At 41.9% G+C, this 23,803-nt stretch carries 21 protein-coding genes and 3 pseudogenes; 21 read left to right on the forward strand and 3 right to left on the reverse strand.

Annotation, left to right across the window (positions count from 1 at the left end):
• Positions 1 to 6: 6 nt before the first annotated feature.
• The 8 genes and pseudogenes from hfq (at position 7) to B0I26_RS02130 (ending at position 8,116) form a co-directional block, all read left to right on the forward strand.
• Complete coding sequence (gene hfq / locus B0I26_RS02095; RefSeq protein WP_111643820.1) at positions 7 to 231, forward strand: RNA chaperone Hfq; 225 nt, start codon at positions 7 to 9, stop codon at positions 229 to 231.
• Between the two features lie 359 nt (positions 232 to 590).
• Positions 591 to 1,520 (forward strand): stage V sporulation protein K, encoded by a 930-nt coding sequence (spoVK, locus tag B0I26_RS02100; protein ID WP_111643821.1) that lies wholly within the window; start codon positions 591 to 593, stop codon positions 1,518 to 1,520.
• Between the two features lie 278 nt (positions 1,521 to 1,798).
• Positions 1,799 to 2,645 (forward strand): annotated as a pseudogene (locus tag B0I26_RS02105) (AMP-binding protein).
• Positions 2,642 to 3,787, forward strand: coding sequence for an acyl-CoA dehydrogenase family protein (locus B0I26_RS02110; RefSeq protein WP_111643822.1), 1,146 nt, complete (start codon positions 2,642 to 2,644; stop codon positions 3,785 to 3,787). Before B0I26_RS02105 ends, B0I26_RS02110 begins: the two are co-directional and overlap by 4 nt.
• An 18-nt stretch (positions 3,788 to 3,805) precedes the next feature.
• Positions 3,806 to 4,891, forward strand: coding sequence for a CaiB/BaiF CoA transferase family protein (locus tag B0I26_RS02115; protein WP_111643894.1), 1,086 nt, complete (start codon positions 3,806 to 3,808; stop codon positions 4,889 to 4,891).
• A gap of 19 nt (positions 4,892 to 4,910) precedes the next feature.
• Positions 4,911 to 6,508 (forward strand): annotated as a pseudogene (locus B0I26_RS02120) (long-chain fatty acid--CoA ligase).
• 35 nt (positions 6,509 to 6,543) lie between these two features.
• On the forward strand, positions 6,544 to 7,392 hold the full coding sequence (locus B0I26_RS02125; RefSeq protein WP_281268668.1) for a 3-hydroxyacyl-CoA dehydrogenase family protein: 849 nt from the start codon (positions 6,544 to 6,546) through the stop codon (positions 7,390 to 7,392).
• 73 nt (positions 7,393 to 7,465) lie between these two features.
• Positions 7,466 to 8,116, forward strand: a pseudogene (locus B0I26_RS02130) (thiolase family protein).
• A gap of 148 nt (positions 8,117 to 8,264) precedes the next feature.
• Here B0I26_RS02130 and B0I26_RS02135 read toward each other — a convergent pair.
• On the reverse strand, positions 8,265 to 8,879 hold the full coding sequence (locus B0I26_RS02135; RefSeq protein WP_111643823.1) for a trimeric intracellular cation channel family protein: 615 nt from the start codon (positions 8,877 to 8,879) through the stop codon (positions 8,265 to 8,267).
• Positions 8,880 to 9,054: 175 nt separating this feature from the next.
• Between B0I26_RS02135 and hflX the strand changes: the two genes are divergently transcribed.
• From hflX to glnA, 4 genes are all read left to right on the forward strand, one after another.
• On the forward strand, positions 9,055 to 10,320 hold the full coding sequence (gene hflX / locus B0I26_RS02140; RefSeq protein ID WP_181502666.1) for a GTPase HflX: 1,266 nt from the start codon (positions 9,055 to 9,057) through the stop codon (positions 10,318 to 10,320).
• Positions 10,321 to 10,333: 13 nt separating this feature from the next.
• On the forward strand, positions 10,334 to 11,602 hold the full coding sequence (locus B0I26_RS02145) for a methionine gamma-lyase family protein (protein WP_111643824.1): 1,269 nt from the start codon (positions 10,334 to 10,336) through the stop codon (positions 11,600 to 11,602).
• 198 nt (positions 11,603 to 11,800) lie between these two features.
• Positions 11,801 to 12,202, forward strand: coding sequence for a MerR family transcriptional regulator (locus tag B0I26_RS02150; RefSeq protein WP_111643825.1), 402 nt, complete (start codon positions 11,801 to 11,803; stop codon positions 12,200 to 12,202).
• A gap of 61 nt (positions 12,203 to 12,263) precedes the next feature.
• Positions 12,264 to 13,598, forward strand: a complete 1,335-nt coding sequence (gene glnA, locus B0I26_RS02155; protein ID WP_111643826.1) for a type I glutamate--ammonia ligase — start codon at positions 12,264 to 12,266, stop codon at positions 13,596 to 13,598.
• Positions 13,599 to 13,647: 49 nt separating this feature from the next.
• Here the strand turns inward: glnA and lexA are convergent, their stop codons facing one another.
• Complete coding sequence (lexA, locus tag B0I26_RS02160; protein ID WP_111643827.1) at positions 13,648 to 14,271, reverse strand: transcriptional repressor LexA; 624 nt, start codon at positions 14,269 to 14,271, stop codon at positions 13,648 to 13,650.
• 152 nt (positions 14,272 to 14,423) lie between these two features.
• On the opposite strand from lexA, the gene yneA reads away from it, so the two are divergent.
• From yneA to B0I26_RS02210, 9 genes are all read left to right on the forward strand, one after another.
• Complete coding sequence (gene yneA, locus B0I26_RS02165; protein ID WP_111643828.1) at positions 14,424 to 14,729, forward strand: cell division suppressor protein YneA; 306 nt, start codon at positions 14,424 to 14,426, stop codon at positions 14,727 to 14,729.
• 14 nt (positions 14,730 to 14,743) lie between these two features.
• Positions 14,744 to 15,418, forward strand: a complete 675-nt coding sequence (locus B0I26_RS02170) for a YneB family resolvase-like protein (protein ID WP_111643829.1) — start codon at positions 14,744 to 14,746, stop codon at positions 15,416 to 15,418.
• Positions 15,419 to 15,461: 43 nt separating this feature from the next.
• Positions 15,462 to 15,692: a DUF896 domain-containing protein gene (locus B0I26_RS02175; protein WP_111643830.1), complete on the forward strand. Its 231-nt coding sequence runs from the start codon at positions 15,462 to 15,464 to the stop codon at positions 15,690 to 15,692.
• Between the two features lie 201 nt (positions 15,693 to 15,893).
• Positions 15,894 to 17,903 carry a transketolase gene (gene tkt, locus B0I26_RS02180; RefSeq protein ID WP_111643831.1) on the forward strand — a complete coding sequence of 670 codons (2,010 nt, stop codon included), beginning with the start codon at positions 15,894 to 15,896 and terminating at the stop codon, positions 17,901 to 17,903.
• A gap of 245 nt (positions 17,904 to 18,148) precedes the next feature.
• Positions 18,149 to 18,595 carry a sporulation inhibitor of replication protein SirA gene (sirA, locus tag B0I26_RS02185; protein ID WP_111643832.1) on the forward strand — a complete coding sequence of 149 codons (447 nt, stop codon included), beginning with the start codon at positions 18,149 to 18,151 and terminating at the stop codon, positions 18,593 to 18,595.
• 84 nt (positions 18,596 to 18,679) lie between these two features.
• The gene (locus B0I26_RS02190; protein ID WP_111643833.1) at positions 18,680 to 18,892 is read left to right on the forward strand and encodes a YneF family protein; all 213 of its coding nucleotides are present in this window, start codon (positions 18,680 to 18,682) and stop codon (positions 18,890 to 18,892) included.
• A 176-nt stretch (positions 18,893 to 19,068) separates the two neighbouring features.
• A complete protein-coding gene (locus tag B0I26_RS02195; protein WP_181502667.1) occupies positions 19,069 to 19,257 on the forward strand; it encodes a transcription initiation factor TFIIIB in 189 nt (62 codons plus the stop codon).
• 644 nt (positions 19,258 to 19,901) lie between these two features.
• Positions 19,902 to 21,650, forward strand: coding sequence for an ABC transporter transmembrane domain-containing protein (locus B0I26_RS02205; protein WP_111643836.1), 1,749 nt, complete (start codon positions 19,902 to 19,904; stop codon positions 21,648 to 21,650).
• A gap of 3 nt (positions 21,651 to 21,653) precedes the next feature.
• A complete protein-coding gene (locus tag B0I26_RS02210) occupies positions 21,654 to 23,483 on the forward strand; it encodes an ABC transporter ATP-binding protein (protein WP_111643837.1) in 1,830 nt (609 codons plus the stop codon).
• Here the strand turns inward: B0I26_RS02210 and B0I26_RS02215 are convergent.
• Complete coding sequence (locus B0I26_RS02215; RefSeq protein ID WP_111643838.1) at positions 23,480 to 23,659, reverse strand: aspartyl-phosphate phosphatase Spo0E family protein; 180 nt, start codon at positions 23,657 to 23,659, stop codon at positions 23,480 to 23,482. The genes B0I26_RS02210 and B0I26_RS02215 overlap by 4 nt on opposite strands.
• Positions 23,660 to 23,803: the final 144 nt, after the last annotated feature.

Consider the following 23,803-nt stretch of genomic DNA (forward strand, 5'->3'; position numbering starts at 1 on the left):
CGAATCATGAAAAACACAATTAATATTCAAGATCAATTTTTAAATCAATTGCGCAAAGATGGCACACAAGTAACGGTATTCTTATTAAACGGCTATCAATTGCGAGGCTTTATTAAAGGATTTGACAATTTTACGGTTCTTTTAGAAGTAGATGGCAAGCAGCAGCTGATTTATAAACATGCCATTTCTACGTTTGCTCCGCTAAAAAATATCCAGTTTGAAATGGAATAAAGGAAACAGAAACGGGGCTGGCTCATAAGTGTCTGACCTCACGTGCATTCACAATAAATCGTTTATTTAGTCAATGTGTCCTATAGATGATGTTGTGGGGGCTGACACTTTGCTTTTGGGGTCAGCCTCATTTTTTATTCGTAAAAGTGAGCGGACACGAATAGAATATATAAATCATATTTCTCGGGAAAGCGCAGAACTAGACAACGATTGTCGAAGTATGCAAATCATTGTGATGCGCCTTTTCTAGGCAGATGTCACAAATCAAAATCATGCTACGTATATTGACTAAGAGGTGAGAAGGAAATGGTGCTTAATAAAGCTGCCGCTTTAAGAAGTTAAAGAGAGGTGACAAAGCCTTGTCGGAACTAACGATGAATAAAACAAAAGGGCAGATTAATATTGTTTTAAATTCAAAAAATATTAATCATTTAGTAAAAGATGAGAAAATCGAGCGAATCGATTATGATCAGCACAAGATATTAAAGGAGATTCAAAAGGAGTTTGACCAGCTTATCGGGTTGGATAACGTAAAAAAATTAATCAAAGAAATTTACGCTTGGCTGTATATTAACAAGGAGCGGAAAGAGAAAGGATTAAAAGTGAATAAACAAGCGCTTCACATGATTTTTAAAGGCAATCCCGGCACAGGTAAAACGACGGTAGCCCGTTTATTAGGAAAATTATTTTTTGAGATGAACGTATTGTCAAAAGGCCACTTCATTGAAGCAGAGCGGGCTGACTTAGTTGGCGAATACATTGGTCATACCGCTAATAAGACAAGAGATTTAATTAAAAAAGCGCGCGGCGGCATTTTATTTATCGACGAAGCGTACTCGCTCGCGCGCGGCGGTGAGAAAGATTTTGGAAAAGAGGCGATCGATACATTAGTAAAAGGAATGGAAGATTATTGCGAAGACTTAGTTGTCATTCTTGCGGGGTATCCGGCAGAAATGGACTATTTTCTTTCCTTAAATCCAGGTTTGCCATCGCGATTTCCGCTTATGATTGAATTTCCTGATTATACAGTGGATGAATTAGTGAAAATCGCAAAGCAAATGCTTCACGAGAGAGACTATGAGTTTACGAGCGAAGCTGAACACAAACTATACCATCATATTGAAGAATTGCTGGAAGGTCGAGCGGGCGGAAAATTCAGCAATGGTCGTTACATCCGCAATTTGATTGAAAAAGCGATACGGAAACAGGCAGTGCGCCTGTTGCATGAAGGAAGATATAATAAAAAAGAGTTAATGCTTATCCGGGACAGGGATTTAATAAGCGGCTAAAGCGAAATAATACATCTTGTAAAGGGTGTTTTATTTTTTACAAGAAAACTTACTTGAGAAGTGAAAGCAATATTTTTTTAATCAAATCCTGAAAGAATTCTCCCGCTTCAAAAAACATATTTCCATTCGTTTAGACAGGGACTTCCTGTCTTTTTTATTAAAAAAATTCAGAATAAGAAGAAGGAATATTTGTGTTGAGGGCGAAATATTTTAATACAGTCAATAAGCGGTATTCTTAAATGTAAGCGTTTACTTAATAAGGAAGGGGGAATCACAATTTGTATGTAACGTTGGGTGAGTTGTTCGGACAAGCGGTTCGAAAGTTTCCAAAGAAGGAAGCACTCGTTGATATTAGAAGAAATTTGCGTCTCACATATGAACAGTGGGATACTGAAGTGAATAAACTTGCAAATGCACTTTTGGCATCAGGAGTGCAAAAAGGTGACCGTGTATCTACATTTTTATTTAATACAAGTGAGCTGGCAACTGTGCTTTTCGCCTGTGCGAAAATCGGGGCGATCTTTAACCCGATCAATTTCCGTTTGAAAGCACAGGAAGTTGCCTATATATTGGAAGATGCTACTCCAAAAATCCTTCTGTTTGAAAAAATGACCGAACCTCATATAGCTAGTATTCATAAAGATTTTCCGCACATCTCTTTTTGGTACATCGATGAAGACACCCCAGCATATGCAGTAAATTACCACGAACGTGTAAAAGCAGCTCCATCGATATCTCCGCAAATACAAGTTTCAGAGAATGATATATACGCCATTATGTATACGAGCGGTACAACCGGTAAACCAAAAGGCGTCATGCACCGCCATCGCGATATGGTGGAACAAAGCCTAATTTGTCATTCTGTCATGAGGATACATTGGTGAGCCTGATGAAAAATGGGGAGAAAAAGTCATTGCTTTTGTCGTGAAGAAAGCTCCGGATTTAACGGCGGAAGAGCTTGAAGAATTTTGCAGAAACAGCGATAAGCTGGCTGCTTACAAGCGTCCGCGTGCTTATTATTTTGTCGATAGCTTGCCGCGAAATGCAAGCGGAAAAATTCAAAAATTTTTGCTGCGGCAAAAGGTGAAAGAAGCAGCAAACATGATGGAAGGAGAGTTGCGATGACAGCAAGGTATATTCGCGAAGAGCATCACATTTTTCGTGATGCTTTTCGCAAGTTTTTAGAAAAGGAAGCATATCCATATTATCACGAATGGGAAAAACAAGGCATGATTCCGCGGGAGTTTTGGAGCAAAATGGGAGAGCAGGGTTTTTTATGTCCTTGGGTAGATGAACAATATGGCGGATTCAATGCCGATTTTGCCTACTCTGTTGTCATTAATGAAGAATTAGAAAAAGTCGGATCAAGCATGGTCGGCATCAGCTTGCATAACGATATCGTTGTTCCTTATCTCTCACAATACGGAACAGAGGAGCAAAAAAGAAAGTGGCTGCCTAAATGTATTTCCGGAGAAATCATTACCGCAATTGCTATGACAGAGCCGGGAGCAGGCTCCGATTTAGCAAGCGTAGCGACGACAGCTGTGAGAGATGGCGATCATTATATTGTAAACGGCCAGAAAACATTTATCACAAACGGAATCCATGCCGATTTAATCATCGTCGTCTGCAAAACAGATCCTAAAGCCACTCCACCGCATAAAGGCATCAGTTTGCTTGTTGTTGAGCGGGACACCCCGGGTTTTACGAGAGGACGAAAATTAGAGAAAGTTGGCTTGCATGCACAAGATACAGCGGAATTATTTTTTACGGATGCAAAAGTGCCGGCGGAAAATTTGCTTGGTGAGGAAGGAAAAGGATTTTATTACTTGATGGAAAAGCTTCAGCAGGAGCGCTTGATTGTCGCCATCGCTGCGCAAACGGCAGCTGAAGTGATGTTTCGCTTAACGAAAAACTATGTGAAAGAACGAACAGCATTTGGTAAGAAAGTAAGTCAATTCCAAACCGTGCAGTTTCGTTTAGCGGAGATGGCGACGGAAATCGAGCTGGGAAGAACGTTCCTTGATGATCTCATTGAGCTTCATATGAAAGGAGAAAATATCGTTACAAAAGTATCGATGGCAAAATGGTGGATTACGGAAATGGCAAAAAGGGTGGCAGCAGAAAGCATGCAGCTCCACGGCGGCTACGGTTATATGGAAGAATACGAAATTGCCAGACGCTACCGTGATATTCCGGTAAGTGCGATTTATGCCGGGACAAATGAAGTGATGAAAATGATTATTGCCAAAAATCTTGAACTATAACGGGGGAGACAAAGAATGCTGTTGGACGGAATTAAAGTACTAGATTTCTCACACTATATCCCCGGGCCATTTGCAAGCCTCCGCCTCGCTGATTTTGGAGCGGAAGTGGTGAAAATCGAGCCGCCGAGTGGAGATTTAGCCCGTTCGGAAGAGTTTGATTATGTTTTTCAAGCAAACAATGCAAATAAGAAAAGTATTTTACTTAACTTAAAAGACCAACATGATTTAGAAATGGTGGAAAAACTGATAAGGAAAGCGGACATACTCATTGAAGGATTCCGCCCTGGCGTTATGAAACGATTAGGTCTTGCCTATGACGACGTCAAGAAAATCAATGAAAAAATTATTTACTGCTCGATAACAGGATATGGCCAACAAGGCGAGCTTGCCGCACTCGGAAGCCATGACATTAATTATGTGTCGCTGAGCGGTGTGCTGGCACAATTAAAAGATCGAACAGGCAGACCGATTCACCCATCGATTACGCTGGCTGACATGATTGGGAGCATGGCGGCTGTGGAACAAATATTGGCAGCGCTTTATGCGCGGGAGAGAACCGGAAAAGGAATGTATATTGATATTTCGTTATTAGACGGTTTGCTCGCTATGATGAACAACCACTTTATCATTGAACATTACAGCGGCTATCCAAAAGGTGTTGAACAGTTAGCCGGCACAATCGTTTCCTATTGTATTTACGAAACAAAAGACGGTCGCTTTGTCAGTCTTGCGGCGCTGGAACGAAAATTTTGGGAGCATTTTTGTATCGCGTCACAGAAACGAGAATGGCTTCATTTTCATCAGTCTCCAGCAAATGAAAACAACCCTATTTTTGTAGATATATGTCAATGGTTTAAAAGCAAAACATTGGCAGAATGGATCGAGTTTGGCCGAAAGGTCGATTGTTGCTTAACTCCAGTGTTGGAAGTACATGAAGCGAAAGAATGGTTTTCAAAGGAACATAACCGAAAAATGGTCGATATTCATAATGGCGGTATTCATATTGCCACAAGATATGATCCGCAAATCTTTCATAAAAGGGCACAAGCCCCGAAACTGGATGAGCATCGCCAAGAAATTATCGAAAAATGGACGAACGCATAAAAGAAGAGGGGGAATTTGTATGATGAACATTCCATTAAATATTTCAACGATGCTTGAACGGGCAGAAAGATTTTTTCCGAAAAAACAAGTCGTTTCTCGTTCGCAAAGCGGGATTGTGCGCCACACATACAAAGAAATTGGCGAGAGAACAAGATAAAATCGCTCGGTGTGGAAGCAGGTGACCGCGTTGGTACATTTGCTTGGAATCATCATCGCCACCTTGAAGCATATTTTGCCATTCCGGGAATAGGGGCCGTTTTGCATACGATCAACATCCGCCTTTCGCCCCAGCATATTTCGTATATCATCAACCATGCGGAAGATAAAGTATTATTGATTGACGAAGATTTACTGCCTTTCATTGAAAAAGTGAAAGATGAAATTCCGACTGTTCAAGCGTTTGTCATTATGACAGATAACGAAGCCATTCCAGAGACGTCCCTTGAGCCTGTCTATCATTATGAAAAACTGCTTCAAGAAGGAGATGCTAGCTTCCAATTTATGAAAAATATAGACGAGAACAGTCCGGCAGGGATGTGCTATACATCGGCGACAACAGGATATCCAAAAGGGGTTGTTTATTCGCATCGCGGCATTGTTCTCCATAGCATGGCGCTTGGCTTAGCCGATAGCGCTGCACTGTCTGAACAAGATGTGGCGATGCCGGTTGTGCCAATGTTTCATGCAAACGCATGGGGTCTGCCGTTTGCTGCTGTTTGGTTCGGCACGACGCTTGTGATGCCGGGACCGGCTTTTACACCAAAATTGATTGCCGAGTTAATGGAAGCAGAAAAGGTAACAATTGCCGCCGGAGTGCCGACCATTTGGCTTGGATTATTAAATGAATTGGAAAAAGGGCAATACGATTTAAGCAGCGTAACAAGAATTCTTTGCGGTGGTGCAGCGGCGCCGAAAGGAATGATTCAAGCATTTGAGGAAAAACACAAAATACCGTTTATCCACGCTTACGGTATGACGGAGACAAGCCCGCTTGTTGTTTTGTCAAGACTGAAAAGCTATCAGCAAAATTTATCGGACGAAGAACGGTTGGAAATTCGCGCGAAGCAAGGATTTCTCGTTCCCGGTGTGGAAATGAAAGTAATCGGCAAAGACGGAGAGGTGAAATGGGACGGCGTTGAGATGGGAGAATTATGCTTGCGCGGTCCGTGGATTGCTGATGAGTATTATCAAGATGAACGGAGCAAAGAAGCATTCCGCGATGGCTGGCTTCATACTGGAGATGTTGTCACAGTCGATGAAGAAGGATTTATCAAAATTGTCGACCGAACGAAGGATTTAATTAAAAGCGGCGGGGAGTGGATTTCTTCTGTTGATTTGGAAAACGCGCTCATGGCACATGAGGCCGTGTTTGAAGCAGCTGTCGTGGCGGTACCGCATGCCGAGTGGCAGGAGCGTCCAATCGCTTGTGTTGTTCTTAAAGAAGGGAAGCATGTGACGAAAGAAGAGCTGTATGACTTTTTACGGCCGCAGTTTGCCAAATGGTGGCTTCCTGACGATATCGTCTTTATGAACGAAATTCCAAAAACAAGTGTCGGAAAATTTTTAAAAATGAAGTTGCGTGAACAGTTGAAAGATTATTTTTTAAACGTTGAGTAGAATTTATGCAAATGATTGGAGGGTTTCACGTGGAAATAAAAATAGTAGCCGTCATCGGTGCGGGGCTGATGGGAAGCGGAATTGCCCAAGCGATGGCGATGGGAAAGAAAAATGTATATTTATATGATATTTCTCAAGAAGCGCTTAATAAAGGAATCAAGTCGATTGAAAAAAGTCTGTCCAGATTTGTAAAAGCAGGACATGTCAGCGAGGAAGAATCACAACATGTCCTGGATCGTATTCATACAACACTTGATTTACAAGAAGCGGTACGCGATGCGGAGCTTGTGATTGAAGCCGTTCCGGAAAATTTAGAGTTGAAAAAGAAGATTTTTAAACAACTAGATGAGTTTTCCAAGAAAGATGCGATTCTAGCAACGAATACATCCGAACTAAGCGTGACGGCGATCGCCGCAGCGACAACGCGTCCGGAAAAAGTCGTTGGAATGCACTGGTTTAATCCGGCACCGATAATGAAATTAATTGAAATTGTGAGTGGAATGGCGACTTCGGAAGAAACGATTGAAGTCATTAAACAAGTTTCTGAGGAAATCGGCAAGGAAACGGTTCTCGTAAAAGATGCACAAGGATTTGTAACAACAAGAGCATTGGCCGCACATATGATTGAATGCATGCGTATATACGAAGAAGGAATTGCCTCAGCGGAAGATATCGATAAAGCGATACGCCTTGGGTTAAATTACCCGATGGGACCGCTGGAACTCGCTGATTTAGTCGGATTGGATACGATGTTATTTGTCAGCGAAAATATGGTGGAGGCGTACGGTGACCGTTTTCGTCCGCCGCAGCTGTTAAGAAAGCTCGTCGAAGCGGGGCATTTAGGCAGAAAAACAGGAAAAGGATTTTACACTTATGATAAATAAAGAGCAGTAGTTATGATGGGAATGCTGGCGGTAATATCGCGGACGGTTAGAACTGGATAAAGAGGTGTTGGCTTTGAGAGAAGTGGTTATTGTTGAAGCAGTACGTACCCCTGTCGGGAAACGAAATGGCGTTTTTCGGGAAAAACATCCCGTTCATCTTGCCTCAGTTGTACTTGACGAGGTCGTAAAACGAGCCGGGATTGAAAAACATCTATCACTTGAGGCGCTCGCTGCATTAAAACCGGTATTTAAACCGGATGGAGTCATTACCGCGGGCATGCGAGCCAAATGAGCGACGGTGCGGCTGCCGTGCTGTTAATGGAGCGGCAAAAGGCGATGGAATTAGGTTTAAAACCAAAAGCGAGAATTGTTTCCCAGGTGGTTGTCGGTTCCGACCCGACGTATATGCTTGACGGTGTGATTCCGGCAACGAAAAAAGCATTACAAAAAGCGAAACTGACGATGGATGACATGGATATAGTAGAGATTAATGAAGCGTTTGCTTCTGTTGTGCTCGCATGGCAAAAGGAAATGGGGGCTGATTTGGCAAAAGTCAATGTAAACGGCGGAGCGATTGCTTTAGGTCATCCGTTAGGAGCAACCGGAGCAAAGTTAATGGACATCTCTCGTTCATGAATTGGAACGAAGAGAAGGAAAATACGGGTTATTGACGATTTGCATCGGACATGGCATGGCAACCGCAACGATTGTCGAGCGCTTGTGAGCTCATTTTGCTGACTGAAGAAAAAGGGGCTGACCCATAAGTGTCTGGCCTCACGCACATTCCACGATATATCGCTTATTGATCCAATGGTATGTGCGATATATTCGGGTATGGGGCGGACACTTCGCTTTGGATCAGCCTCTTTCGCTTATTCAACACGATAAGTTTTTAATGATTTATTCGGCAGTTTCCATTTGTATGTATAAGATAAAATGCGCAGTACAGTAACAATGATAAATAGTACATAAAGCTCAACAGGTGACTTGGCGATTTCTAAGCCAACAGCCAAGCCGGCCATAATCGCCCAGACGGCATAAATTTCTGCGCGAAGCACAAGCGGCTTTCTGCCGGCAAGCAAATCGCGAATAATGCCGCCGCCGCTTCCTGTTAATACAGCAGCGACAATAACAGCGCTTAACGGATGATTCATCTTCACTGCATAAAGTGCGCCTTGAATCGCGAATGCCGAAAGTCCGATCGCGTCAAAAAAATTTCCCCAGCGTTTCCAGTGAGGCAGTGTTTTATGAGGGAATAAATAAACAATCGTCATCGCTAAAAGCGCAATATAGAACAATATTCCTTGCTCCCAAAGAGCAGATACCGGAACACCGATCAACAAGTTGCGAATGGCACCGCCGCCGAAAGCGGTCACAATTCCGAGAATATAGACGCCAAGTATGTCATATTCTTCTTCCATCGCGACAATGGCCCCGCTAACGGCAAAGGCAATTGTACCGATAATGCTTAACACTTCCCATGTCATAGCACGAACCCTTTCTAACTGAACTAATAATACCGTAACGATTGTATTCATTATTCTTTAGAAAATCAATCTGTTTTTTATCAAGAAAAGGCAGGGAAGAGGTTCGTATAGCGTATGAGTGTAAACTTTGATATGATAATGGTTGTTAAAACTCGCAAGAAAGAAGGTACAACGCTTGAAAGAAATTCAAACGAATGAGCGGGAAAAAGCGATTTTAGTCGGCTGTCAGCTCCCCTATGTCGATGATGAGCGTTTTTCTTATTCGATGGAAGAGCTGAAATCGCTGACAAAGACGGCAAGCGGAGAAGTCGTCATGACGCTGACGCAAAAACGCGAAAAAATTCATTCGGCGACATATATTGGAAAAGGAAAAGTTGAAGAACTGGCAAATCTTGCGAAAGAGTTGGAAGCAGACGTTGTCATTTTCAATGATGAATTATCACCAAGCCAAAACCGCAACCTTTCAAAGCTTTTAGAAGCAAGAGTCATTGACCGTACGCAGCTGATTTTAGACATTTTTGCGCAGCGTGCCCGTTCGAAAGAAGGAAAATTACAGGTTGAGCTGGCACAGCTTGAATACTTACTGCCGCGTTTAACCGGTCAGGGAACAGAACTTTCCCGTCTTGGCGGCGGTATTGGTACACGAGGGCCGGGGGAAACGAAGCTTGAGACAGACCGCCGTCATATTCATCGCCGTATCGATGAAATTAAAGAACAGCTCAAAATCATTGCAGAACACCGTGAACGCTACCGTGAGCGACGCAAAAAAAATCAAGTATTTCAGGTGGCGCTTGTCGGCTATACGAACGCAGGAAAATCGACATTGTTCAATCGTCTCACAGATGCCGACTCATTTGAGGAAAATTTATTATTTGCCACTTTAGATCCGTTAACAAAAAAATTAACATTACCAGGCGGCTATACGGTGCTGCTTACTGATACGGTCGGGTTTATACAAGATTTGCCGACCACTCTTGTTGCCGCTTTCCGCTCCACGCTTGAAGAAGTAAAGGAAGCGAATTTAATCTTACATGTGGTCGATTCTTCAAATCCGGATTATTTTAACCATGAACAGACCGTCTATGAACTGCTTGACGAACTAAACGTGACAGGCATTCCAATCATTACGGTCTACAACAAACAAGATATGGTACACTCTAACTTCGTGCCAAGTTCGAAAACGGAGAGTATTATGATTAGCGCTTTTCGCGAAGAAGATTTGATGCGCCTTCGTCAAAAGATTGAAGAAACCGTCGTTAAATTAATGAAGCCGTATTACGCACTGATTCCGAGTGATGAAGGAAAACTGCTTGCTCAATTAAAATCCGATACGATTTTGCGCAAATTGCGTTATGATGAACAAACCGGCATGTATGAATGCCATGGATATATACTGGCTAATCATGCATTAAACGGACAACTAAAACGATATCAAAAATAGAAAGGGTAGTCACATGTTTCAGCATTTGAGAAACGGAGAAAAAATTGCACAACTAGTAGCAGAAGTAGAAGCGCAAATTGCTCCGATTCATAAAGAAATCGAGGAGCGAATCGATTATAATCAATATCGCGTACTGCAAAGCTTTCGCCATCATAAAGTAAGTGATGCTCATTTTATTCCATCGACAGGATATGGATACGATGATGCGGGGCGCGACACATTAGAAATGATATATGCTGATGTGTTTGGAGGGGAAGCAGGGCTTGTCCGCCCGCAAATTATTTCTGGAACACATGCGATTTCGATTGCTTTATTTGGGATTTTGCGTCCAAATGACGAACTTCTTTATATTACAGGGAAACCGTACGATACATTAGAGGAAATTGTCGGAATTCGCGGGAGCGGGATTGGTTCGCTAAAAGAATTTCACATCAGTTATAATAGCGTCCCTTTAACTCCTGAAGGCCGTGTCGATTTTACTGCGGTGAAAAATGCGATTTCTGAGCGGACAAAAATGATTGGCATTCAACGTTCAAAAGGGTATGCCACCCGTCCCTCTTTCACGATTGCTGAAATCAAAGAAATGATTGATTTTGTTAAATCGATAAAACCGGATGTTGTTGTGTTTGTCGACAATTGTTACGGGGAATTTGTTGAGGACCAGGAGCCGTGCCATGTTGGAGCGGACTTAATTGCCGGCTCGCTCATTAAAAATCCGGGTGGCGGTCTTGCGAAAACGGGCGGCTACATCGTCGGGAAAAAAGAGTATGTCGAAGCGTGCTCCTATCGGATGACTTCACCGGGAATTGGTGCCGAAGCAGGCGCATCACTTTATAGTCTGCAGGAAATGTATCAAGGGTTTTTCTTAGCGCCGCATGTCGTTGGCCAAGCTTTAAAGGGAGCTGTATTTACCGCGGCGATGCTTGAAAAACTCGGAATGAATACGCATCCGAAATGGAACGCCAAGCGCACCGACTTAATTCAATCTGTCCAATTCGATGCCCCGGAACAAATGATTGCATTTTGTCAAGCGATTCAATACGCCTCTCCGGTTAATGCTCATTTTGTTCCATATCCAAATTACATGCCGGGTTATGAGGATGATGTCATCATGGCAGCCGGCACTTTTATACAAGGAGCCAGCATTGAATTGACAGCAGATGGTCCGATTCGTCCGCCATATGTCGCTTATGTGCAAGGTGGATTGACGTATTCTCATGTCAAAATTGCGATTTGCACCGCTCTCGATCAGCTGATAGAGAAAAAACTTATTACGATATAGGTACTGTACTGGCTCATAAGTGTCTGACCTCACATGCAATCCAGCGTATAGTGTTTTGATCTATATATAATTATGGTGGTGGGGTTAGACACTTTGTTTTTAGGTTAACTATTTTTTGTGTAAGAAAATATAACATATTATTGACAAAGAATATTACATGAAATAAAATAAGAAATAAGAGCAAAGGAGGAATTTGACATGAGTAGCAACATTCGTCGTTCAATGCCATTATTCCCGATAGGCATTGTGATGCAGCTAACTGAGTTGTCTGCTCGTCAAATCCGCTATTATGAGGAGCATGGACTCATTTCTCCTGCAAGAACGGAAGGAAATCGGCGGCTCTTTTCATTTAATGATGTCGATCGCCTTCTCGAAATTAAAGAATTAATTGAGCAAGGAGTTAATTTAGCGGGGATTAAACAAATTTTTGCTGCGCGGCAGCCAACGACGCCGCCGGATGAGCCGGTTGCCGAAAAAGTGAAGAAACCGGATTTAACGGACGAAGAATTGCGGAAATTGTTAAGAGCTGAATTAATACAGGCAGGACGTTTTAATCGTGCGTCACTGCGTCAAGGAGACATGGCGAGATTTTTCCATTAATTCATCGTTTTTTATATTTTTTATCATATAAAATCTTTTTTATACCGGGGGAGGAGTTAACATGGCAAAGTATACAAGAGAAGATATTTTGCGAATTGTCGAAGAAGAAAATGTCAAGTATATCCGCCTGCAATTTACCGATATTCTTGGCACGATTAAAAACGTGGAAATCCCAATCAGTCAATTAGAGAAAGCATTAGATAACAAAATGATGTTTGACGGTTCTTCAATCGAAGGATTTGTGCGCATTGAAGAATCGGATATGTACTTGTATCCGGATTTAGATACATTCGTCATTTTCCCATGGACTGCGGAAAAAGGAAAAGTAGCCCGTTTCATTTGCGATGTTTATAATGCGGACGGAACACCGTTTGAAGGTTGTCCGCGCTATAACTTAAAACGTGTATTAAAAGAAATGGAGGCGCTTGGTTTTACAGATTTCAATCTCGGTCCAGAGCCGGAGTTTTTCCTGTTTAAGCTTGATGAAAAAGGCGAACCTACGCTTGAATTAAATGATAAAGGCGGCTATTTCGACTTGGCTCCAACCGATTTAGGGGAAAACTGCCGTCGTGACATCGTATTGGAGCTTGAAGAGATGGGTTTCGAAATTGAGGCATCTCACCATGAAGTAGCACCAGGACAGCACGAAATCGATTTTAAATATGCAAATGCAATCAAAGCGTGCGACGATATTCAAACATTTAAGCTCGTCGTTAAAACGGTTGCCCGTAAACACGGCTTGCATGCAACATTTATGCCAAAGCCTTTATTTGGTGTTAACGGTTCAGGCATGCACTGCAATCTATCATTATTTAAAAACGGCGAAAATGCATTCTTTGATCCAAATGGTGAGCTGCAATTAAGCGATACAGCAAGACATTTTATTGCCGGTGTGCTGAAGCATGCACCTAACTTTACCGCTGTAACAAACCCGACAGTGAACTCATACAAACGTCTTGTTCCTGGATATGAAGCACCTTGCTATGTAGCATGGTCTGCACGCAACCGCAGTCCGCTCATTCGCATTCCGGCATCTCGCGGTATGAGTACGCGTATCGAAGTGCGCAGCGTTGATCCGGCTGCGAATCCATATTTGGCGATGGCTGTGCTTTTAGCGGCTGGATTGGACGGAATTAAGAATAAGCTGACTCCTCCGGCCCCGGTTGATCGCAACATTTATGTAATGACAAAAGAAGAGCGTCTTGCCGAGGGAATTGTTGATTTGCCGGCAACGTTGGCTCAAGCGCTTGAAAACTTAAAATCTGACGAAGTCATTGTCAGCGCGTTAGGCAAACATTTATTTGAACATTTTGTAGAAGCGAAAGAAATTGAATGGGATATGTTCCGGACAGCCGTTCATCAATGGGAACGCGAGCAATATATGACATTGTACTAATAAACAAAAAAGCTAACCGTTTTGGTTAGCTTTTTTGTTTATTAGGAAATTAAGGAATCATCCGATATACGCCGATTACTTTGCCAAGTATCGTTACGTTGCGTAAAATAATTGGCTCCATGTTTGAGTTTTCCGGCTGAAGGCGGATATAATCTTTTTCCTTAAAGAAACGCTTGACGGTTGCTTCGTTCTCATCTGTCATTGCCACGACAATATCCCCGTTGTTCGCTGTTTGCTGCTGGCGGACAATAACGTAGTCTCCATCTAAAATGCCTGCCTCAATCATGCTGTCGCCCATAATTTCTAACATAAATACTTGATCGTCTGGAGAAACGAGCCGGTCTGGGAGCGGAAAATATTCTTCTACATTTTCCACCGCTGTGATTGGCTGCCCGGCTGTCACTTTACCGATGATGGGAACATTGACGACATTGCTTTTTGGAGCAGAAGGAGCAAAATCCGGATCAAGTATCTCAATCGCGCGTGGCTTCGTTGGATCGCGGCGAATTAAGCCTTTGCTTTCCAGCCTTGCGAGATGTCCATGTACCGTTGAGCTGGATGCAAGTCCTACCGCTTCGCCAATTTCCCGAACAGATGGTGGATATCCTTTCGTTTGCACTTCTTTTTTAATAAAGTCTAAAATTTCTTGTTGCCGTTTGGATAGCTTTATCATTCTCTGCACCTCGCATCACAACTTTTGTTTTAATTATATCATGATTTAACAACAAACACAAACGTAAGTTCGAAAAAACTATTGACACAAACAAGTGTTCTAGCTATGATAAAAGCATAAAAACGAACAAATATTCTCTAGGAGGGAAGTCTATGAAACAAAAGTTGGGGCATTACGTTGCATTCTCGATTCTTTCACTTATGTTAATAGGAGCGTTTTTATATGCGACAAAACCCGTCGATAAAGACGACTATATGGAAATAACGGTGTCAGCGGGCGATACGCTTTGGGAACTGGCTGAAAAATACAGAGGCTCACACAATTTATCAACACATGAGTTCATTGAATGGGTCATGGATGTTAATCGCTTAACGAACGAACGGATTATTGCAGGTGAAAAAATTGTCATTCCAGTGTTAAAATCAGAGGGAGAAGAACTAGTAGCAAGCAATCAATAAAATGGGGGATGATGGTGAAGGCGATCATTTATTGCCGTGTCAGCACGAAAAAAGAAGCACAAGAAACGTCTTTAGAACGTCAGAGGGAAGAACTGGAGCGTCTTGCACAACAATACGGATTTGAAATTATCAAAGTCATTGAAGAGCAGGCGAGCGGATACGATATCGAACGCGATGGGATTTTGGAATTGTTGACATTAATAAAAGAAGAGCGCGTTGAAGCGCTGCTCATTCAAGATGAAACACGATTAGGCCGCGGAAACGCAAGAATTGCCCTTCTGCACTGCATTCAAAAAGAAGGAGTGAAAATATATACCGTCAGCCACCACGGTGAAATGCAATTATCCGAAGCGGATTCCATGGTACTAGAGATTATAAGTATTGTTGAGGAATATCAGCGGAAAATTCATAATTTAAAAATTAAGCGCGGAATGCAAAGGGCGGTAGAAAAAGGGTATCGCCCGGAGCGCAACTTGAAAAACGTCGGAGACAATGCGGGCAGAGAACGGCTTGAATTGCCGATCGAAGAGATTGCACGCTTGCGAAACAACGGCTTGACTTTTGCGGAAATTGCCGCTACGCTGCGCGGATTTGGCTATCAAGCTTCCAAAGCGACGGTACATAGGCGTTACCAAGAATATGTTGAAACAAACATGAGCGAAACGCTTGTCAAGCCGAAGGGACTCTAGTAATATGTACATGGCAGCTATTCAACAAAGGAGTTATATGGCGATGTTATCACAAGAAAAAATGGTTAGAATTAATGAATTGGCAAAAAAGGCGAAGACAAGCGGATTGACAGCGAAAGAAGCAGAAGAGCAAAAGCGTCTTCGGCAAGAATACTTAAAAGCGTTGCGCGAGTCGCTTACGAACACGCTTCATTCCGTGAAAATTATCGACCCTAACGGAAACGATGTCACACCGAAAAAATTAAAAGAAAGTCAAGCAAAACGAATTCATTAATAAGGCTGAGCTGTAAGTGTCTGCCCTCACGCATATTTTACAAATATATTGTGTTGTTGGGCGGACGCTTTGTTTTTTTATCAGCCTTTTTTACAGCGAATTTTTAATTTTTTGTGATGAATGCTTGTGCATGATGCTAGCTTTTCTATATGATAATGATGATAATGTAAAATACAATGTTTTTGTGAAAGGATGAAGCTAATGTCACATTCGATTGAACAGCTGTCGATTACAACGATCCGTACACTTTCGATTGATGCAATTGAAAAAGCCAATTCTGGGCATCCGGGAATGCCGATGGGGGCAGCACCAATGGCATATACGCTTTGGACGAAGTTTATGAACCATAATCCGAGCAATCCAAAGTGGTTTAATCGTGATCGCTTTATTTTATCTGCCGGACATGGTTCGATGCTGCTATACAGCTTGCTTCATTTAAGCGGCTATGATGTTTCAATGGAAGACATTAAAAACTTCCGTCAATGGGGAAGCAAAACACCTGGGCATCCGGAATACGGACATACACCGGGCGTAGAAGCAACAACAGGACCGCTTGGACAAGGAATTGCCATGGCGGTCGGAATGGCGATGGCAGAAAGACATTTAGCCGCTACATATAATAGAGACAATTTTGATATTATTGACCATTACACATACTCCATCTGCGGTGACGGCGATTTAATGGAAGGTGTAGCGTCTGAGGCAGCTTCGCTTGCTGGTCACTTAAAGCTTGGCCGCTTAATTGTCCTTTATGATTCAAATGATATTTCCCTTGATGGTGAATTGAGCCTGTCGTTCTCGGAAAATGTCGCGGAACGCTTTAAAGCGTATGGATGGCAGTATTTGCGTGTGGAAGACGGCAATAATATCGAAGAAATTGCTAACGCGTTAAAAGAAGCGAAAGCAGATACATCTCGTCCAACGCTGATTGAAGTAAAAACAACCATCGGTTATGGTTCACCAAACAAAGCAGGCACTTCCGATGTGCATGGCGCACCGCTTGGAGCGGACGAGTTGAAACTGACGAAAGAAGCGTATCAATGGACATTTGAAGAAGATTTTTATGTACCGGAAGAAGTGTATGAACATTTCCGCCACGTCGTTAAAGAAGCGGGCGAGAAAAAAGAACAAGAGTGGAATGAATTATTCGCAGCGTATAAACAAGCCTACCCGGAATTAGCGCAGCAGTTGGAGTTGGCGATTGAAGGCAAGCTGCCGGAAGGATGGGAAGCGAGTTTGCCTGTATACGAAGAAGGAAAAAGTTTAGCTACCCGCGCTTCTTCTGGAGAAGTGTTAAATGCGATTGCCAAAGTTGTTCCACAATTCATCGGCGGCTCTGCTGACCTTGCGGGCTCCAACAAAACGTTAATTAAAGGCGGCGGAAACTTCCTGCCGGAAAGCTACAACGGCCGCAACATTTGGTTTGGTGTGCGCGAATTTGCGATGGGGGCGGCAATGAATGGAATGGCGCTTCATGGCGGTGTCAAAGTATTTGGCGGAACATTCTTTGTCTTCTCTGACTATTTGCGTCCGGCGATTCGTCTTGCGGCATTAATGGGACTGCCGGTGACTTATGTACTGACGCATGATAGTATCGCTGTTGGTGAAGACGGCCCGACACATGAGCCGATTGAGCAATTGCCGTCGCTTCGCGCAATGCCGAACCTTTCTGTCATTCGTCCGGCTGATGGCAATGAAACGGCCGCAGCATGGCGCTTGGCGGTAGAATCAACGGATCAACCGACAGCGCTTGTACTCACAAGACAAAATGTTCCGACATTGCCGCATACAGCAGAACGTGCGTATGAAGGTGTGAAAAGAGGAGCTTATGTCGTATCTGAGGCTGCAAACGGCGCCCCGCAAGCGTTGTTGCTGGCGTCCGGTTCTGAAGTGAGCTTAGCTGTAAAAGCGCAAAAAGCGTTAGCGGAAGAAGGAATTCACGTTTCTGTCGTAAGTATGCCTTCATGGGATCGCTTTGAAAAACAACCGCAGGAATATAAGGAAAGCGTTCTTCCAAAAGCGGTAAAGAAACGCCTCGCTATCGAAATGGCTGCTTCACTCGGATGGGAGCGCTATACAGGAGATGAAGGAGATATTTTAGCGATTGACCGTTTTGGTGCTTCGGCTCCGGGAGAGAAAATTATGGAAGAATACGGATTTACCGTTGAAAATGTTGTCGCGCGTGTAAAAGCATTGCTAAACAACGCATAATAATGGAGAAGGATGAAGTGGCAGATCGATAAGTGTCTGACCTCGCATGCATTCATCGTATATCGTTCAGTTTATCTAATGATTATGTTGTGGGGTCTGACACTTGGCTTTTAGGTCTGCCCTTTTCCTTTTATATATGTGATAAATCGACAAAACTAGTCGATATCTTTTCCGTTAAAAGACAAATATCTTCCCTCTACTTTTCCTATAATACATATAACAAGGAAAAGAATGGGGGACGAACTATGATTGGATACTGGATTTATTGGATGAATGATGAAATCGCTGCGCATTATGCAAACCGCACGGAAAAAATTGTACAGTTGTTTCGGGAATATCGCGATGCAAAGGCGCCACAAAAAGAGTTAATTGCAAGGCAAATCCGTTATATAACAGAGCCGATTCCAAGCGTGTTGATTGACGAAGCGCTGCATAAACAATTTGGGAGACGGCTCGACTATCGCTCGGAAAAAAGTATATACATCATTCAAACGAAAAAAGCGGAAGATGAAGCGACTTTAATTATTCAAAACCGCCGCCTTATGTTAATGGTCGAAAATAATGACGAAGCGGTTGTTTCGCAAATGTTTAAAGTGCTGTCAACCATTACGCCCCACTTTTTAGCGGTCGATTTTCGCTTCAACGGGGCGCAATGGATTGCGCAAAAAAACGAAAAAAGAAAATTTGCGTAAATAAGAGATTTTCTGGACGAAATATTGTATAATAGCTCATTGTTTAGTACACTGTTAGGGAGACAACATGAAGGAGGAAAAAGTATGTGGACAACGATTCTAGTTGGCATTCTAGCTCTTCTTGCTGGAACGGCGCTAGGATTTTTCATCGCTCGTAAAACGATGATGAATTACTTAAAGAAAAATCCGCCGATCAATGAGCAAATGATTCGCATGATGATGATGCAAATGGGAATGACCCCATCACAAAAGAAAATTAATCAAATGATGAAAGCGATGAACAACCAATTCAAATAAACATTGGACAGGCACTCGATTGAGTGTCTTTTTATTTTGTTTGCTCCGTTAAAGGTAATTTCAATCTGATTATCAATGTTGAACTAACTGGCAGTTTAGCTCAAGAATAAAAAGAGGAAATCTGATGTAAACGATGAATAATAAAAAATGAAATTAACAAAGGAGGGGAAATGGTTTTGGTAGAAGAAAAAAAGTGTCCTGAATGTGGTAGTAAAAATATTGGCAAAGGAAAATTTATGTATGAAGCTAAACCTATCGGGAAAGGGAAATTTTTCACAAGCTGTTCGGATGTCCTCGTAGATCTTTGTACTAATTGTGGTTTGATAATTACTTTAAGAGTGGACAAGCCTGAGAAATTTAAATAAGGCTTGCAATTTGACGATGTGATCCATGATTCGAGTGAAAAACCATAAGAGCATAATAAAATTACAGTTGTTTCAAGCAATGGAGAAAATAGATGGTGTTCCATATGTACGAAGGCTGGATTACTGGACTATATTCAACAAAATCTGGACGGAAATGTTTTTCTATCTGCTAATTGTCAATCATTTTTGGGAAAGATGCTCTAATCTATTTAGACTAGTAAAATCAATTAATAAATTTAGCCAAGTTAACTCACTAATGGGAATTGATAGTTCAATAAGTACAGTGGCTAAATAAAAAGACCATCCTTTCGAAAAAAAGGTGGTCTTTCATTTGTTTGATAACCAACAATAAACTTTAACAGACATCCATGCCAATAATAATTGGCACGTCGATGAATAAAATAACAGAAAACGTGATTATTTCATTGTAGAGATACTCATGCTAATTTTTTGCGCAACGACGCATTTACATAAGTTGTATTGTCCGTACTATTGGGTTCATATCTTTGTATACCGCTTATTTTCAGCGGATTAAATATAAGACCTTTGATAGGATAACCATAAATAAAACTTTTTTAATTTTCCTATTTTTGCTACAATAGAGAAGCACATTTCGCCCATGCTTAGATACTGGAGGAAAGTTTATGAGCATATTTAAAGATTTAATGTGGTTTTTTAAGCAGGAGAAAAAAGCATATGTAACAGGAATATTGCTGCTTATTCTTGTCGCATTGTTAGAACTTGTTCCTCCGAAAGTGATCGGGATTGTCATAGACCAGATTAAAGCCGAGACGCTGACAACCGAAATTCTTTGGAAATGGCTTTTGCTTTTGCTTGCCGTTGCTGTAATATTATATATTTTACGATATGTATGGCGGATCTTAATTTTCGGTTCTTCCGTCAAACTGGCAAGGCAGCTGCGCGATGAGTTGTATACCCACTTTACAAAAATGTCATCGGCGTTTTATCAGCGAAAGCGAATCGGTGATTTAATGGCACATGCGACAAACGATTTGCAGGCGGTTCAGCAAACAGCTGGTTTGGGTGTTTTGACGCTTATTGATTCGCTTGCATTAGGAACCTTTGTCCTTGCAGCGATGGCGTTTACGATTAGCTGGAAATTAACGTTCATTAGTTTAATTCCGATGCCGTTTATGGCCATCGCCACGAAACATTATGGAACACTGCTGCATAAACGATTTTTAAAAGCGCAGGAGGCGTTTTCCTCATTAAATGATAAAGTCCAAGAAAGCATCAGCGGCATTAAAGTCATTAAAACGTTCGGTTATGAGCGCGATGATATTGAATCATTCCGCAAACAGTCTGATGAAGTAGTAAAAGAAAATATGGCAGTCGCTCGAATCGACGCGTTATTTGACCCAACCATTTCGCTTATTGTCGGTTTATCGTTTTTCTTAGCTGTTGTTTTTGGCTCGCAAATGGTGCTGGATGGAGCGTTGACACTTGGTCAGCTCGTTTCGTTTACCACCTATTTAGGAATATTAATATGGCCGATGCTTGCATTTGGCTGGCTCTTTAATATCGTTGAGCGGGGAAGAGCTTCTTATGACCGGATTCGCAGCTTGCTTGCTGAAAAAGAAGATATTACCGAAAAGATAGATGCGATTCAAACTCCGCCGACTGGGGATATTACGTACGACTTGCGCGCATTTACATATCCAAACGAAACAACACCAGTTCTGAAAAATATTCATTTTACATTGAAACGTGGAGAAACGCTTGGAATTGTCGGAAAAACAGGTGCCGGCAAAACAACATTGTTAAAATTGCTGATACGCGAATTTGCTCAATATGACGGAAAAATTATATTTGGTGGACATGAAATAAGTGAGTATTCCTTGCAGGCGCTCCGTTCTTCGATTGGCTATGTTCCTCAAGATCATTTTCTCTTTTCTGCGACAGTAAAAGAAAATATTGCTTTCGCTTGTTCGAATGCCTCGGATGAAGACATTATGAAAGCAGCTGAAATTGCCAACATTCATGAAGATATTTGCCAGTTTACCGACGGCTATAAGACGATTGTCGGTGAAAGGGGAGTCTCGCTTTCCGGCGGACAGAAGCAGCGCATTTCCATTGCCCGGGCGTTATTAATGAATCCAGAGGTGCTTATTCTTGATGATTCATTGTCAGCGGTAGATGCGAAAACGGAAGAGCGAATTCTTACCGCTTTAAGGGAAAATCGCGCCGGCAAAACCACTATTATTACATCGCATCGTTTAAGCGCGATTCAACATGCTGATTTCATTATCGTTGTTGAAAATGGTAAAATCGTGCAAAAGGGCAAACATGACCAACTAGTAAACGAAAAAGGCTGGTACCGCGACATGTATCGCAGGCAGCAGCTAGAATCATTAGTGGAACATGGAGGATAAAAGATGACAAAATCATTAAGTCCAAAGGAACAGCGGCAAATATTATGGAGATTGTTGTCGTATATTGAATCTTATAAAAAAGAAGCAGCCATTGCTTTCATTTTACTCGTTTTAGCGACAGCAGCTGAGCTTGTCGGTCCATATTTAGTTAAAGTATTTATCGATGATTATTTAACGCCAGGGAATTTAGAGGCCCGGCCGTTAATTTGGCTGGCGGCCATTTATCTTGGAATATTAGCGGCTAAAACGTTTATCACTTATTTTCAGCTTGTCAAATTTCAAGAGCTGGCGTTAAAAATTATTCAAGCATTACGAATTGATGTTTTTACAAAAGTGCAGCAGCTTGGCATGCGCTACTTTGATCAAACACCGGGTGGAAGCATCGTTTCCCGCGTGACAAATGATACAGAAGCGATTAAAGACATGTTTGTCAATGTGCTTGCAAGCTTCATCCAAAATGGAGTGTTGATTATCGGGATTTTTATTGCGATGTTTTTATTAAATGTGAAATTAGCCGTTTTTTGTTTATTTATTCTTCCGGTTTTACTCCTCATTATGAAAACGTATCGCCATTACAGCTCGATTTTTTATAAAGATATGCGTGAGCGTTTGAGCCAACTGAACGCTAAATTAAACGAATCGCTTCAAGGAATGGCGATTATTCAAGTGTTTCGTCAAGAAAAGCGCTTGCGCCAAGAATTTGCTCATATTAATGAACAACATTATCAGGCAGGTATGAAAAATATTAAAATCGATGGATTGCTGCTGCGCCCTGCCATTGATGTGGTTTATATTTTATCGATTATTGTTGTATTAAGTTTCTTTGGCATTCATGCGATGGAAAGCCCGATCGAAATTGGTGTTTTGTACGCATTTGTCAACTATTTAGATCGATTTTTTGAGCCTGTCAATCAAATGATGATGCGCCTTTCGATGTATCAGCAGGCAATTGTTGCAGGATCGCGCGTTTTTGCTCTCCTTGATCATGAAGAGCTTGCTCCGGCAGCGATTGGAAATGAAAATCCGATTATTTCCGAAGGTAAGATTGAATTTAGAAATGTCAGTTTTTCTTATGATGGGAAACGCGATGTATTAAAAAATATCTCATTTACGGCAAAACGCGGGGAAACGGTGGCCCTTGTCGGTCATACAGGCAGCGGAAAAAGTTCGATTATCAATTTATTGATGCGTTTTTATGAGTTTGATCGCGGAGATATTTTCATCGACGGCATCTCGATTCGCTGCTATCAAAACGAAGAACTGCGCCGAAACATTGGACTTGTGCTGCAAGACCCGTTCTTATTTTACGGAACAATTAAAGACAATATTAAAATGTATAATGACAACTTAACGGATGACGATGTGATCGAAGCAGCCAAATTCGTGCAAGCAGATTCGTTTATCGAAAAGCTGCCGGAAAAATATGATGCACAAGTTGTCGAACGGGGAGCGACATTTTCAAGCGGACAGCGGCAATTAATTGCCTTTGCCCGCACGATTGCCCTTAACCCAAAAATATTAGTATTAGACGAAGCGACAGCCAACATTGATACGGAAACGGAAGAAGCGATTCAAGAGGCGTTATCGAGAATGCGAAAAGGGCGGACGACAATTGCTGTTGCGCATCGTTTGTCCACGATTCAAGATGCGGACCAAATTTTGGTGCTTCACCGCGGTGAGATTGTTGAGAGAGGAAACCATCAGGAGCTGCTCGCGAAAAAAGGGCTGTACTATAAAATGTATTTACTGCAAAACGGCTTAGTGGACGAAGTAGAAGGTGTGGGCGTACAGGAATTCACAAAAAAAGAAAACGCCTCTTTTGGATGCGGTTAGTATAGTGGGAGGCGTTTTTTGTCTTTGTATATATATTCATTATATTGATTGAGCAGAGAGTCTAATTCTTGGCTTAGCTGAATGGTAAGAGCTGAATTTAAGCCGTTTTTTGCAACCATTTTAATTAGCTCGCTACGTTTTTGTTCGATGAGCAGCAAAATTTCTTGTCTTGACACGTGAGTAAATCCTTTCTCTTGAAATTATATTGCTATTATATACTAATTTGGTAATAAATTCAAATATAAATGTGCGATAATTGTATTAGTATGTGCACGCCAAGCATATATTAAATAATTGGGATTTAATTTTAATTATAGAAA

The sequence above is a fragment of the Paranoxybacillus vitaminiphilus genome (assembly GCF_003259935.1).
Classification (GTDB): Bacteria; Bacillota; Bacilli; order Bacillales; family Anoxybacillaceae; genus Paranoxybacillus; species Paranoxybacillus vitaminiphilus.